Raw genomic sequence first — 14,294 nt, 5'->3', positions numbered from 1 at the left:
AAAGAGCGTTGCAACAGAGTTGCCGGATGCAGCGGCCGAGGCCGCTGCAGAGAGCATTTAGTTATCCAGCTCGCTCATGGATTTAACCTGGTTACGGTTAATCTGCTCGGTTTTGCCGGTTTCGGCATTTTCATAAGAGACCAGCCCGGTATCATTATCTACTTCCGGCTTGCCGTCAGTGACAATGGTTTTGCCGTCGCTGGTTTTCACCGCCTGATTAGAGGAACAGCCCACAACGGTAAACAGTGCGGCAGCGGCAAAAATAGTGCTGGTCAGAAGTTTATTACGCATTGTTATCTCCCTGCTTAACAGTAAAAAATTTTTGTTTGAGCGTTAAGCGTAGGCTAATACGCCAGGGAGGGATTAAAAAGCAGAAGACTCTGAAGGAGATAGAAGAAAGCCCGGCGGCGATTCACCGCCGGGCCGGGGGCTTATTTGCCGATGCGGGCGTGCATTTCCTGCACGGAGATAACCTGCTCGGTTGCATCCGCATTGAGCGCCATCGCGGTGGCGAAGCCGCCGTTCAGCGTGGTGTCGTAGTGCACCTTGTACTGCAGGGCACTGCGGCGGATCACCCGGGAGTCCTCAATAGCCTGGCGGCCCGCGGTGGTGTTGATGATGTAGGTGTACTCGCCATTCTTGATGCGGTCCTGAATGTGCGGGCGGCCTTCATGCACCTTGTTCACCAGACGCGGGTTAATGCCGGCTTCGCCGAGCACCACCGCCGTGCCGTGGGTAGCGTCCAGCTCAAAGCCCTGCTTGAGCAGCTTAGCCGCCAGATCCACCACCCGCTCTTTATCGCCTTCGCGCACCGACAGCAGCGCGCGACCCGATTTTTTCATGGTTGAGCTGCTGCCGAGCTGTGCTTTGGCAAACGCTTCGGCAAAAGTGCGGCCCACGCCCATCACTTCCCCGGTAGAGCGCATTTCCGGCCCCAGCAGTGGATCAACGCCCGGGAATTTGTTGAAGGGCAGCACCACTTCTTTGACCGAGTAGTACGGCGGGATAATCTCTTCGGTCACGCCCTGCTGCGCCAGCGTCTGGCCTGCCATCACGCGCGCCGCCACTTTCGCCAGCGGCACGCCGGTGGCTTTGGAAACGAACGGCACGGTACGCGCGGCGCGCGGGTTAACTTCTATCAGGTAAACTTCGTTATCTTTCACCGCGAACTGGACGTTCATCAGGCCGCGCACCTGCAGCTCGAAGGCCAGCTTCTGCACCTGCTGGCGCATCACGTCCTGGATCTCCTGGCTCAGGGTATAAGCCGGCAGCGAACACGCCGAGTCGCCAGAGTGAACCCCTGCCTGCTCGATATGCTCCATAATGCCGCCAATCACCACTCTTTCGCCGTCGCAGATGGCGTCAACGTCCACCTCAACCGCGTCGTCAAGGAAGCGATCCAGCAGCACCGGCGCGTCGTTGGAGACGCTGACCGCGGTCTGGAAGTAGCGGCGAAGGTCGATTTCGTCATAGACGATTTCCATCGCCCGGCCGCCCAGCACGTAGGAGGGGCGCACCACCAGCGGATAGCCAATCTCTTTAGCCTTCTCAACCGCCTGCTCAATGGCGGTGACGGTGGCGTTGGCCGGCTGCTTGAGCTTGAGGCGGTCCACCGCCTGCTGGAAGCGCTCGCGGTCTTCGGCGCGGTCAATGGCGTCCGGGCTGGTGCCGATAACCGGCACACCGGCGGCTTCCAGAGCGCGGGCAAGCTTCAGCGGCGTCTGGCCGCCGTACTGCACGATAACGCCCTTCGGCTTCTCAATGCGCACGATTTCCAGCACGTCTTCCAGCGTCACCGGCTCAAAGTACAGGCGGTCGGACGTATCGTAGTCGGTGGAGACAGTTTCCGGGTTGCAGTTGACCATAATGGTCTCGTAACCGTCTTCGCGCAGCGCCAGCGAGGCGTGAACGCAGCAGTAGTCGAACTCAATCCCCTGGCCGATGCGGTTCGGGCCACCGCCGAGCACCATGATTTTGTCGCGGTCAACGGACGGATTGGCCTCGCACTCGTCTTCATAGGTGGAGTACATGTAGGCGGTATCGGTAGCAAACTCCGCCGCGCAGGTATCCACGCGCTTGTAGACCGGATGCAGGTCGTACTGGTCGCGCAGCTTGCGGATCTCCGCTTCGCGCACGCCCGCCAGCTTCGCCAGACGCGCGTCGGCAAAGCCTTTGCGCTTCAGCTGGCGCAGGAAGTCGGCATTAAGGCCGTTAATGCCCACCTCGGCCACTTTTTCTTCCAGGCGCACCAGCTCTTCAATCTGCACCAGGAACCAGCGGTCGACGTTGGTCAGGTTGAACACGCCGTCGACCGACAACCCCGCGCGGAACGCATCGGCGATGTACCAGATACGCTCTGCGCCCGCGTCTTTCAGCTCGCGGCGAATTTTGGTCAGCGCTTCCGGATCGTCGAGGCTCACTTTTGGATCAAAGCCGGTGGCACCCACTTCCAGACCGCGCAGCGCTTTTTGCAGCGATTCCTGCTGGGTGCGGCCAATCGCCATCACTTCACCCACGGATTTCATCTGGGTGGTCAGGCGGTCGTTGGCGCCCACGAATTTTTCGAAGTTAAAGCGCGGGATTTTAGTGACGACGTAGTCGATAGACGGCTCAAAAGAGGCCGGGGTGCGGCCGCCGGTGATGTCGTTCATCAGCTCGTCGAGGGTATAACCTACCGCCAGCTTGGCCGCGACTTTAGCAATCGGGAAGCCGGTCGCTTTAGAGGCCAGTGCGGAAGAGCGGGAGACGCGCGGGTTCATCTCGATAACGATCAGGCGTCCGGTTTTCGGGTTCACCGAGAACTGCACGTTAGAGCCGCCGGTTTCGACGCCGATTTCACGCAGTACCGCCATCGAGGCGTTACGCATGATTTGATACTCTTTGTCGGTCAGGGTCTGGGCCGGAGCCACGGTAATGGAGTCGCCGGTGTGAATGCCCATCGCGTCGAAGTTTTCAATAGAGCAGACGATGATGCAGTTGTCGTTCTTATCGCGAACCACTTCCATCTCGTACTCTTTCCAGCCGATCAGCGATTCGTCAATCAGCAGCTCGTTGGTCGGGGAAAGGTCCAGACCGCGCTCGCAAATCTCTTCAAACTCTTCGCGGTTGTAGGCGATACCGCCGCCGGTGCCACCCATGGTAAAGGAGGGGCGAATAATGCACGGGAAGCCGACGTCGGCTGCTACCGCCAGCGCCTCTTCCATGGTGTGCGCGATGCCGGAGCGGGCGGTGTCGAGACCGATTTTCTTCATCGCCACGTCAAAGCGGCGGCGATCTTCGGCTTTATCAATGGCATCGGCAGTTGCGCCAATCATAGTAACGCCGAACTCTTCCAGTACGCCCTGACGCTCCAGCTCCAGCGCGCAGTTCAGCGCCGTCTGTCCGCCCATGGTTGGCAGCACCGCGTCCGGGCGCTCTTTTTCAATGATTTTACGCACTACTTCCCAGTGGATCGGCTCAATATAGGTCGCATCAGCCATTTCCGGGTCGGTCATGATGGTGGCCGGGTTTGAGTTCACCAGGATGACGCGGTAGCCCTCCTCGCGCAGGGCTTTACAGGCCTGAGCGCCGGAGTAGTCAAATTCGCAGGCCTGGCCGATAACGATCGGGCCAGCACCGAGGATCAGGATGCTTTTTATGTCTGTACGTTTTGGCATAGCTTCTTTCTCCGGAGAACCTGTTTATTCCTGAGCGCAGCAGGGCATAAACAGGTTCTGATTATTTAGCGGTCTTACGGTACAGCTCAATAAGTTCGATAAAATGGTCAAACAGCGGCGCGGCGTCGTGCGGACCCGGGCTTGCTTCCGGGTGGCCCTGGAAGCTAAAGGCCGGCTTGTCGGTGCGGTGAATGCCTTGCAGCGTGCCGTCGAATAGCGACTTGTGGGTTACGCGCAGGTTCGCCGGCATCGACGCCTCATCAACCGCAAAACCGTGGTTCTGGGCGGTGATCATCACCACGTTATTGTCGATATCTTTAACCGGATGGTTGCCGCCGTGGTGGCCAAACTTCATCTTCACAGTTTTCGCGCCGCTGGCCAGCGCCAGCAGCTGGTGGCCGAGGCAAATGCCGAATACCGGAATATCGGTTTCGAGGAAAGACTGAATCGCGCTAATGGCGTAATCGCAGGGTGCCGGATCGCCGGGGCCGTTGGAGAGGAAAATGCCGTCCGGATTCATCTTCAGCACGTCTTCCGCCGGGGTCTTCGCCGGAACCACCGTCAGGCGGCAGCCGCGATCCACCAGCATGCGCAGAATGTTGCGCTTGGCGCCGTAATCGTAGGCCACCACGTGGAATGGCAGCTGGTCTTCTTTAGTCGCTTCCGGCAGCTCGCCTTCCAGCGTCCAGCTTCCCTGGGTCCAGCTGTATCGCTCTGCGGTGGTGACTTCTTTTGCCAGATCCATACCGTTCAGGCCCGGAAAGGCTTTGGCCTTTTCCAGCGCCAGCGCGGCATCCGGATTATCACCGGCGATAATGCAGCCGTTTTGCGCGCCTTTCTCGCGCAGCAGGCGCGTCAGCTTGCGGGTATCAATGTCGGCAATTGCCACGATGTTATGGCGCTTGAGATAGGTGGAGAGGTCTTCGGTTGAGCGGTAGTTGCTGGCAATCAGCGGCAGGTCACGAATAACCAGACCCTGTGCGTGTACCTGAGAAGACTCTTCATCGGCGGCGTTGGTGCCGACATTACCAATATGGGGATAGGTGAGAGTGACGATTTGGCGGGAGTAGGAGGGATCGGTGAGAATTTCTTGATAACCGGTCATTGAGGTATTGAAAACGACTTCCCCAACCGCCGTGCCCGTAGCCCCGATGGCCCGACCGTGAAACTGGGTTCCGTCTTCCAGAACCAAAAGCGCTGACTTAATCAAAACATCCTCCAGAGAATATTCACTCGGTTTATTTGCATATTAATTCACTTCTATGACATGAATCAATGCAAATCTGCTGCCCGCGAATTTTCGGCAAACGGCGGCATTCTGGAGATCTGCCAGCTAAAAGTCAACGTAAAGCGGGGGTTTTTACTATTATTATAGGCAACTAACAGTTCAAGACACCAATAGAGCGTAAAAACACATTTTAAATGGCGATGGTAAACGCTTGCGCTGCCTCAAAAGTGAAAATCAAGTCCTCATTGCCGGAAAAAGTAGACCAGATGGTCAAAATTCACATTATCGCAACGCAATTACGCTATAAAAAACATGTTAACAAGGACTTAAGCATAAAAATAAACTAAAAGGAATAAAATTAAAGGGCAATAAATTATTGCCCTTTGCAATCAATACAATAACGACTGCCACAACCACATCACGAAGCGTTAAAGTTGCTATAAACTATGAAGATCGAGCACATCTTTCATATCAAAAAGACCATTATTTTTTGATTTTAACCATAGTGCGGATTTTACTGCGCCATTGGCAAACGTCATGCGGCTGGAGGCTTTGTGGGTAATTTCAACGCGCTCGCCGATATCTGCAAACATGGCGGTATGCTCGCCCACGATGTCGCCGGCGCGGACGGTGGCAAAGCCGATAGTGCCGGGCACGCGCTCGCCGGTGTGCCCTTCCCTGCTGTAGACCGCACACTCGCTGAGATCTTTATCCAGCGCACCGGCAATGGCCTCGCCCATCGCCAGCGCGGTGCCCGACGGCGCATCCACTTTGTGCCGGTGGTGCGCTTCAATAATCTCAATGTCGGTATAGTCGCCCATTACCTTCGCGGCTTTCTCCAGCAGCCGCAGCATGACGTTAACGCCGACGCTAAAGTTGGCCGCGAAGACGATGGCGATGTCTTCCGCTGCGTTACGAATAGCCTGCTTACCCGCATCGTCAAAGCCGGTGGTGCCAATCACCATGCCTTTGCCGTGCGCGCGGCAGAACGCCAGGTGGTTCAGCGTTCCTTCCGGGCGGGTAAAATCAATAAAGATGTCGAAGTCATCTTTGATTGCCTCAAGACTGCTCTGCACCGTAACACCGGTGGCCGGAATACCGGCCAGCTCGCCGGCGTCGACGCCAACCAGCGACGATCCTTCACGTTCCAGCGCCGCGCCCAGCACCACGCCGTCAAGCTGCGCGGCAGCCTGAATTAGCTGGCGCCCCATACGTCCGCCCGCGCCCGCAATGGCGACGCGGATGTGTCCATCTTGCATATCTATTCTCTTGGTTAAAATAGTGTTAATCGAATTCAGAGTAACCAGCACCGGCGGTGCCCGCTACTCCAATGCGTTCATAATTAGAATTTACTGTTACACCGGCAGTAATATCAGTAAAAGGCATAGGCGATTAGCGAAAACCGCATGATTCCCGAATCACCAGCGCCGGCGGTAAGATAATGCGCTTGGGCGGCTCATCATTACCCTGAATTCTGCTATACAGCAGCTCTCCTGCTTTACGGCCTATCTCTTTTGCCGCAACCGAAATGGTGGTTAGCCCCGGCTGTACCAGTGCAGCCTCCGTTATGTCATCAAAGCCAACCAGGGAAAAATCCCGCCCCACGTCGCGATCCATTTTACGCAGAGCCTGCATCACACCGAGTGCAACAACATCTTGATAGCATACAGCAGCAGTTATCTGCGGAAAGGCGCTAAAAAGGGCCTCCGCCACGCGCGCACCATCGCTTTGTGAAGCCTGACAGGTCACGAGCCAGCGCGAGTCCGGGGAAATCCCGTGCTCAAGCAGTTTGCTGGTAAAGCCGCCAATTCGCTGCGCCCGGGTTCCCGAGCTCTGGCTGCCGCCGATAAACGCAATATTGTGGTGCCCCAGCTTGAGTAAATGAGCCGTTGCCATCTGCGTACCGAGGAAGTTGTCCGTCCCTACAAAATCGAAATCAGGGTCGCTGAGCGGGCGCACAACCATGATTGCGGGAATTTTGCGCCGCTTTAGACTTTCAAAAAAAGCCTGAGGCGTTTTGCGTGCCGCGCAGAGCACCATGCCGCAGGCGCTATTACGCATCAGGGAATCGAGAAATTTCTGCTGCCGCTCTTCCGACTCCTCGCTGTTGGCCAGAAACAGCAGCAGATCGTGGCGCTCCATTTCATGGCTTAGCCCGGCAGTCATCTCGCTGTAAAAGGGGTTCGTAATATCATGCAGCAGAAGGCCAACCTGATTACTGCTTCGGTTACGCAGATTAGCTGCAGTCTGGTTATAGACATAACCCGAGTCATCGAGCGCTTTAAGAACTCTTTCCCGGGTTGCCTGAGATATTCGTCCGCGATTTCGCAGGACCATGGAAACTGTTGCGGTTGATACACCCGCACGTTCAGCCACCTGCGCCAGAGTTACTGTAGTCATCATCCCTCCTCATTTCGTTTTTAGATTAATCGAATAACCTTCAATTTGCACATTTCCCTGTGAGGAACTTCACAGTCTCCCATCAAAACGCCCTATTTCACTCTGTTTTGTCAGGTTAATCGCGTTAACCAAGCTGATACACATCGGTTAATCGATTAAGCTAAAAATAACAACATGGAGAAAGAAAATGACAACAACTTCCTATGACAAATTCCCTGTAATTTCTGTAAAGGGGTATAACCATCAGGCTTTTTGTGGCTGGGACGCCACCTTTTCAGCCCTCACCAGCAAGGTTACCGGAGCAGCAAAGACAGTACTGACTATCGACTGCTATCCGGGCGTGCGGCTGGCAGAACTTGAACAATATCTTCTGAGTCAGTTTAAGCCAGCGCTGTTAATAAATGCTGAAAGCGCGCGACGCAATGAAGAAGCCATCCACACTATGCTTGCACGTAACCTGACTGACGATCGGGTATTTGGCGTACTCTCATGCCACCAGCTGCACGAGTTTTTTAATGCCGAAAAACTGGACGCATTGCGTCAGCAAGTTACCGATATTCCTGAAGGATTGGTGATTATTTATGGATCCGGTGCAGCCCTCGTTCATCCCGGTGACGTACTGGTTTATGCCGATATGCCCCGTTGGGAGATTCAGCAGCGAATGCGTCAGGGAGAGCTCGGCAACTGGGGCGTGAACAACCAACAGGAAGATATCCTGCGCCGCTATAAACGTGCTTTTTTCATTGAATGGCGGGTTTTCGATCGCCATAAAACGCCGCTCCTCGCACGCTGTGACTTCCTGCTGGACACGACTTTGGCCCATGCGCCATCCATGATTAGCGGTTCAGCGCTACGTGCCGGGCTAGAACAAGCGGCTCAGCGCCCCTTCCGCGTGGTCCCATTCTTCGACCCCGGCGTCTGGGGTGGCCAATGGATGAAAGAAAAATTCGATCTCGATCCCACAAAACCAAACTACGCATGGTGTTTCGACTGCGTGCCCGAGGAAAACAGCCTGCTGATGCGGTTTGGCGATGTGCGGGTCGAGATCCCCTCTCTGGATCTGGTGCTTTTACACCCTCGCGAACTGTTGGGGGAAAAGGTGCATGCTCGCTTTGGCTCAGAATTCCCTATCCGCTTTGACTTCCTGGATACCATCGGAGGGCAAAACCTGAGCTTTCAGGTCCACCCTTTGACCGACTATATCCAGCAGCAGTTCGGTATGCACTACACCCAGGATGAGAGCTACTACATCCTTGATGCCGAACCGGATGCGGTGGTGTATCTAGGCACAAAAACAGGTACCGAGCCTCAGGCCATGCTTGACGATCTTCGCCAGGCCGCGCGCGGCGAAAAGGCATTTGATGATGCCCGCTTTGTTAACCAGATCCCGGCCCGCAAGCACGATCACTTTTTGATCCCCGCCGGTACGGTGCACTGCTCCGGGAGCGGCACGATGGTGCTGGAGATTAGCGCAACCCCCTACATTTTCACCTTCAAGCTGTGGGACTGGGAACGTCTCGGCCTCGATGGCCAGCCTCGTCCGGTGCATCTCGATCACGGAGAACAGGTTATCGACTGGCAAAGAGATACGCAGTGGGTTCACCAGCATTTGGTCAACCACATTGAGCCCGTGGATGAAGGTGAAGGCTGGCGGGAAGAGCGTACCGGTCTGCACGAGCGGGAGTTTATCGAAACTCGCCGACACTGGTTTACCGCACCAGTGACTCACCACACAGGAGGCGGCGTTAACGTGTTGAACCTGGTTGAGGGCGCGGAGGCCCGGGTCGAAAGCCCTACCGGCTCGTTTGAACCTTTTGTTGTCCACTATGCGGAAACTTTCATTATTCCAGCTGCCGTTGGCGAATATCGAATTACGCCGTGGGGCAAAGGCGTTGGTCAGCAACTGGCTACCGTGAAAGCCTGGGTAAGGGGATAAGCGATGATCAACATTATTGTGGCCTCTCACGGACCAATGGCAAAAGCCATGCTGGAAAGCGCCGTCATGGTCTACGGCGCGCTACCCCACTGCTGTGCGGTGACGCTGACGGGAGAAACTGGTATCGAAGGTTTCAAACGCGACTTTGCACAGGCGCTGGAAGCGGCATCAAAGGATGCAGACGGCGTTCTGGTGCTCTGCGACATGCAAAGCGGTACGCCGTGGAACGTGGCCTGCCAGTATGCCTTTAACCCGAAAACGGCACCGGCAGTAGCAGTACTCGGCGGCGTCAATCTGCCGATGCTGCTGCAAACCGACGATATTCACGATTTAACTGACATAAAAGAAGCGGCCTCGCAGCTGCTGGCGCTTACGCAGCCTACGTTAGTCCACGCCACACCCGTCGTTACGACAGAATCAGACGATTTTTAAGGAGCCCGTTATGAGCATTTCATTTGTACGTATTGACGATCGCGTCATTCATGGCCAGCTCGTTACGCGCTGGGCAAAAGAGCTTCCCTGCGATGGTATCGTGGCGATAGACGATGCTGTTGCTGCCGACCCACTACTCTCCTCGGTAATGAAAGGCGCGGTTTCAGATACCAAAGTGTGGCTATTCAGCACCCGCACGGCCATTGAAAAATTACCAAAGGTGATTGCCAGTGAAAAACGCTACTTCATCATCGGCAAATCGCCCGTCACTCTCCAGCTACTTGAACAGGCCGGTATCAGTCTTGAAAACAGCAACGGGAAAATTAATGTCGGTCCGATGAGCGCTCGCGCAAATACCACCACGATTGGTCCTAACCAGTCCGTGACTGCAGAAGAGCGAGAAGCCTTTGACTGGCTGAGCGCGCAGGGCCACCAGATTGAATTCAGACTGGTGCCGGATTCCAGCAGCTACAGCTGGCTGGATGCGCGTCAGAAAATAAAATAAGGAACGGGCGATGATTATTGAAGCAACAGTCATTGGCATACTCTGCTATCTGGGCGCGCTCGGCACGCCCTGGCTGCTGGGAATCAGCGGAGGCTGGTATCTGATTACCCGGCCGCTGGTCTCGGGCATGCTGGTAGGACTCGTGTTGGGAGATATCAAAACCGGGATCATGATAGGCGTCGCGGTTCAGGCTGTGTATATCGCAATGGTGACCCCCGGCGGCTCCATGCCTGCCGACCTGAATTTCGTGGCCTGGCCGGCCATCGCGCTGGGCATCCTTTCAGGTAAAGGGCCGGAGGTTGCGGTTGCACTGGCGGCCACTATCGGTATTGCAGGTACGATTCTGTTCAATATCCTGCTGGTGCTGAACTCATTCTGGAACCACCGAGCCGATAATGCTCTGGAGCGCGGCGACGAGCGCGGTATTTATCTTAACAGCGCAGTCTGGCCGCAGGTCACCAGCTTCCTGCTGCGCTTTATCCCAACCTTTATTGCCGTCTACTTTGGCGCCCAGTACATTAGCGGTTTTATGGACAGCCTGCCGAAAGTGGTTCTCTCCACCATGAATGTGCTGGGCGGTATTCTCCCGGCAGTGGGCATCGCGATTCTGCTAAAGCAGATAATCAAAGATTACACCATGCTGATCTACTTCCTGGTGGGCTTCGTATGCATTGTGTTCCTCAAGCTCAACATGGTCGCTCTGGTGATCGTTGGCGCCCTGCTGTCGCTCATTCACTATAACTACAAGCCGGAAGCGCCGCAGACGAGAACGTCAGCGACAGTGGCTGACGATGAGGATGAATTCTGATGGAAGAGCGTAAATTAACCCGTAAAGATCTGCGCCGCTGCTGGCGAGCATGGATGATGCACAATTTATCCTCAATGAGCTTCGAACGGCTGGAGTCGTTCGGGTTCTGCCTGAGTATGCTACCGGTCGCTAAAAAACTGTATCCGGATGCTGACCAGCGCAAAGAAATGCTGCGCCGCCACGCTTCCTTTTACAATACGGAACCGCAGATTGGCGCCATCGTTAACGGTATGACGCTCGGTCTGGAAGAGAAGAAAGCCAACGGCGAACCCATTGATGGCGAAACAATCAACACGTTGAAAGTCGGCCTGATGGGCCCGATTGCGGGCATCGGCGACTCAATGATCCCCGGAATGCTTATCCCTATACTGCTGAGTATCGGGATGGCGCTTGCTGCCGGCGGCAACATCTTAGGGCCTCTGTTTTACTGTATCGCCTGGCTGGCTATTATCCTTCCCGGAACGTGGTTTCTGTTTCTCAAAGGCTATCAGATGGGGTCGGGTTCGGTTGAGATGCTGGTCAGCAGCAAATCAACCCGCCTGCGTGAGGCTCTGTCGCTGCTGGGTGTCTTTGTTATGGGAGGCGTCGCGGCCAGCTACGTAAAACTGGACACCGGGCTGGAGTTTATAACCAAAGATGGCGTCAATATTCATGTCCAGCAGATGCTGGATGGGATATTCCCACAGCTTCTACCATTGCTGGTGGTGCTTGGGACCTGGTATCTGATGGCAAAACGCGGTGTTTCACCGGTAAAAGCGATGGTTTTACTGTTGGTGCTGGCTGCCGCAGGCGTTTCCAGCGGCCTGTTTACAGGCTAATGCACTCGCCGGGGCCGTCTGGCCCCGGTTTCTTAAGGCTGAAAGTTTTGCCACTGCTTCGCGACTTTGTCAGGCCGGGAGATAAACTGAAGTCTTTCAGGGTCGGTAATGAACTGGCTGTAAATCGGTGCTGCAGTAATCCCGAACTCAGCATACTCACGCGCTCTGATAACCTGCAACCGCCCTGGCGCATAGTGTTTGTTATGCAGCCAGATGACCTGCCCATCCTGCATCAAGGGATACCACGCCAGTCCCTTGTGCGCCCGAACTTTCTCATACTCAAAACCATATTCCCGATCGCACCATGCGGCGAATGTTAGCGGCACCAGCGGATCGGCAGAGATCGTGGCATGTCCCCAGCCAGGGGGGACCAGGACTTTATCTCCTGGAGCGGCCACTACCGCAAAGCAGCGTCCCGGATCGTTATCTACCCGCTCCTGCATGTAAATAATCGCCTTTCCCTGCCAGATCTCATACAGTTCCGGCGGCGACCAGCCGCTGTGCTGACTGATGCGGTGAATATGTCCCTGGCTGCGAATAGGCTCTTCTCCCAGCTGCCCGGCGGCATAAGTGACCACCCCAAACAGTAGCATCCTTTTTTGCAGCTCTTCGCGATCCTGAATACGAGCGACGTCCATCGCGATGGCATACACTTCCCCAGGTCCGTGACAGTGCGGATCTCGCAGCGAAGATCGAATCTGATCGAGATAGCGTATTTCCGGCATGGGTCCTGTGACGTCCTCGCCGTAGCAAAAACCCAACGGCGCGTGGTTAATAGCCATATCGAGCCCATAGTCAGTCATAGCGGATCACCTTGACCTGGTGGTCGATCTCCTTCACCCGCAGAGAAAATCCCTGACCGAGCGCCGCATAGTCGTGCCCGGCAATCGCGGGCCACACGGCCAACGCGGACAAGATATCGGCACCGGTATTGATTAAGCGATGTGCGGTGAAACCGGGAATGATATGCACTGACCCTGGAGATACCGTCTCCAGCGTAGCGCCACCCTCTTCATTTTGCAGCAGCAAAAGCCCCTTGCCGCGCAGACCAAAATAGACTTCCCCCTGCTCTCTGCGGGCATGATAGTGGCCGCGGGTCATGAAGAATTCATCTCCCACTTTTCCCGGATTCAGGTGCGTGACGCCGGTAAAAAGCGCGCCTTCAGCCGCTGAAGTGTCCAGCACCTCAACAGTATAAATGACCTGTTTTGGGTCCATATTCTGCCACGCGGCACCGTCTGCAAATATTTCAGCAAGATCGGCAGTAGTGGTAGACTTGCGTAAAAGCGGATGATGTGTAAACGCGCCCGTCAGCCAGTCAACAAGCGACGGCTGTTTAAAGAAAGGATCCATAATTTTGTCTCCGCCCGAGGAGAACAACAGGAAGAGATTAGCAGATTAATCGATTAATCCGCTAATCTCGGGCTCGCTATGCGCTGCAGATCACACAATATTACGGCGCCAGCGCCAGCACTTCCGCCACCCAGCCGCGAAAACCTTCCACGTCCAGATCCAGCGCCACCTGCACGTTGGCGGGCTGCTCGTAGCGACCATCGATATCCACCACCGTCGTGCCCGCAGTCCAGCGCCCTTCGGTTTCTACCGCCACAAAGCATGGTTTCAGGGTAAACAGCTCCGGGCGTGCCAGCCAGGCAATGGCACACAGATCGTGCATCCGTAGCCCGGTGCTCATGCTGCCGCTGCGGTAGTGGCTAAACAGTGCATGGAGCATTTTACCGGTGCGGTTTAGCCCGGGCAGCGAGGCAAGAAACTCGGGGGCAAGCACCGCTTTATTGGTGACATCAAGCCCGCACATCACGATCTCCAGTCCGCTGGCGAATACCCGCGCGGCGGCTTCAGGATCGATGGCGATATTAAATTCGCCGGTAGGGGTAAAATTGCCCCGTCCGGCCGAGCCGCCCATAATCACCAGCCGGCGAATTTTCTCCCGGCAGGCGGGATACTGAATCAGCAGCAGGGCGATATTGGTCAGCGGGCCGATAGCCACCAGCGTTACCGGCTCCGGTGCGTTAATCAGCGCATCCCTTATCGCCAGCAGGGCCGGTTTATCCAGCGTCTGGCGCCGGTGCTCGACGAAAGGATAACCTTCCATGCCGGACTCGCCGTGAACGTAGGCGGCATCGCGCGCGGGGCGCAGCAGCGGCGTACTCGCGCCCTGAGCAACGGGCACGTCGGCCTGCCAGAAGTGCAGCAGCTGCAGAGCGTTGCGGGTGGTTTTCTCCACCGACACATTGCCGGCGACGGTGGTGATAAGCTGCAGATCCAGCGCCGGGGAGAAGAGCGCTGCGGCAATCGCGGCGGCATCGTCAATGCCCGGATCGGTATCCAGGATAATCGGTAGCGGCATAGTTCCTCCTTAAAAAGCCTGAGATTCCATCCTAAAGCGGGGATTTAATGGTGACCAGCGGCTTTTCACGACGCCCGGTTATAGTGCCGCGTTTAGCCTGGGGAAATGGCGAAAAGAACGGAAATGGACGCGGTAAAAAAAAT

The 14,294-nt window shown here is 55.8% G+C and carries 13 protein-coding genes; 5 read left to right on the top strand and 8 right to left on the bottom strand.

Going from position 1 to position 14,294, the window contains the following annotated elements; translation table 11 throughout:
• Positions 1–57: 57 nt before the first annotated feature.
• The 5 genes from QZ766_RS19430 to QZ766_RS19410 all read right to left on the bottom strand — a co-directional run bounded on the left by QZ766_RS19430 (position 58) and on the right by QZ766_RS19410 (position 7,284).
• On the bottom strand, positions 58–291 hold the full coding sequence (locus tag QZ766_RS19430) for a YgdI/YgdR family lipoprotein (RefSeq protein WP_297206128.1): 234 nt from the start codon (positions 289–291) through the stop codon (positions 58–60).
• Positions 292–431: 140 nt separating this feature from the next.
• Positions 432–3,656 (bottom strand): carbamoyl-phosphate synthase large subunit, encoded by a 3,225-nt coding sequence (gene carB / locus QZ766_RS19425; RefSeq protein ID WP_297206126.1) that lies wholly within the window; start codon positions 3,654–3,656, stop codon positions 432–434.
• Between the two features lie 61 nt (positions 3,657–3,717).
• Positions 3,718–4,866: a glutamine-hydrolyzing carbamoyl-phosphate synthase small subunit gene (gene carA, locus QZ766_RS19420; RefSeq protein ID WP_297206124.1), complete on the bottom strand. Its 1,149-nt coding sequence runs from the start codon at positions 4,864–4,866 to the stop codon at positions 3,718–3,720.
• 455 nt (positions 4,867–5,321) lie between these two features.
• On the bottom strand, positions 5,322–6,143 hold the full coding sequence (dapB, locus tag QZ766_RS19415; RefSeq protein WP_297206121.1) for a 4-hydroxy-tetrahydrodipicolinate reductase: 822 nt from the start codon (positions 6,141–6,143) through the stop codon (positions 5,322–5,324).
• 133 nt (positions 6,144–6,276) lie between these two features.
• Entirely contained in the window at positions 6,277–7,284 is a 1,008-nt protein-coding gene (locus tag QZ766_RS19410) for a LacI family DNA-binding transcriptional regulator (protein ID WP_297206119.1), read from the bottom strand.
• Between the two features lie 187 nt (positions 7,285–7,471).
• Here QZ766_RS19410 and QZ766_RS19405 point away from each other — a divergent pair, with 187 nt between their 5' ends.
• The 5 genes from QZ766_RS19405 to QZ766_RS19385 are packed head-to-tail and all read left to right on the top strand — an operon-like array spanning position 7,472 to position 11,783.
• Positions 7,472–9,220 (top strand): class I mannose-6-phosphate isomerase, encoded by a 1,749-nt coding sequence (locus QZ766_RS19405; protein WP_297206116.1) that lies wholly within the window; start codon positions 7,472–7,474, stop codon positions 9,218–9,220.
• A gap of 3 nt (positions 9,221–9,223) precedes the next feature.
• The gene (locus QZ766_RS19400) at positions 9,224–9,652 is read left to right on the top strand and encodes a PTS sugar transporter subunit IIA (RefSeq protein ID WP_297206113.1); all 429 of its coding nucleotides are present in this window, start codon (positions 9,224–9,226) and stop codon (positions 9,650–9,652) included.
• Positions 9,653–9,662: 10 nt separating this feature from the next.
• Positions 9,663–10,157, top strand: a complete 495-nt coding sequence (locus QZ766_RS19395) for a PTS sugar transporter subunit IIB (protein ID WP_297206111.1) — start codon at positions 9,663–9,665, stop codon at positions 10,155–10,157.
• Positions 10,158–10,167: 10 nt separating this feature from the next.
• The gene (locus tag QZ766_RS19390) at positions 10,168–10,965 is read left to right on the top strand and encodes a PTS sugar transporter subunit IIC (RefSeq protein WP_297206107.1); all 798 of its coding nucleotides are present in this window, start codon (positions 10,168–10,170) and stop codon (positions 10,963–10,965) included.
• Positions 10,965–11,783, top strand: a complete 819-nt coding sequence (locus QZ766_RS19385) for a PTS system mannose/fructose/sorbose family transporter subunit IID (protein ID WP_297206104.1) — start codon at positions 10,965–10,967, stop codon at positions 11,781–11,783. The genes QZ766_RS19390 and QZ766_RS19385 overlap by 1 nt, the downstream gene beginning before the upstream one ends.
• 32 nt (positions 11,784–11,815) lie before the next feature.
• Here QZ766_RS19385 and QZ766_RS19380 read toward each other — a convergent pair whose 3' ends face one another.
• The 3 genes from QZ766_RS19380 to rihC all read right to left on the bottom strand — a co-directional run bounded on the left by QZ766_RS19380 (position 11,816) and on the right by rihC (position 14,151).
• Positions 11,816–12,586 (bottom strand): glucose-6-phosphate isomerase family protein, encoded by a 771-nt coding sequence (locus QZ766_RS19380; RefSeq protein WP_297206101.1) that lies wholly within the window; start codon positions 12,584–12,586, stop codon positions 11,816–11,818.
• Positions 12,579–13,136, bottom strand: a complete 558-nt coding sequence (locus tag QZ766_RS19375) for a glucose-6-phosphate isomerase family protein (protein WP_297206099.1) — start codon at positions 13,134–13,136, stop codon at positions 12,579–12,581. Before QZ766_RS19375 ends, QZ766_RS19380 begins: the two co-directional genes overlap by 8 nt.
• Before the next feature lie 100 nt (positions 13,137–13,236).
• On the bottom strand, positions 13,237–14,151 hold the full coding sequence (gene rihC / locus QZ766_RS19370) for a ribonucleoside hydrolase RihC (RefSeq protein WP_297206097.1): 915 nt from the start codon (positions 14,149–14,151) through the stop codon (positions 13,237–13,239).
• Between the last annotated feature and the right edge of the window lie 143 nt (positions 14,152–14,294).

It is taken from the genome of uncultured Pluralibacter sp., from assembly GCF_913775985.1.
GTDB lineage: Bacteria > Pseudomonadota > Gammaproteobacteria > Enterobacterales > Enterobacteriaceae > Pluralibacter.
Note: the sequence above shows the minus strand (reverse complement) of the source record. Positions and strands in the feature narration are given on the sequence as shown.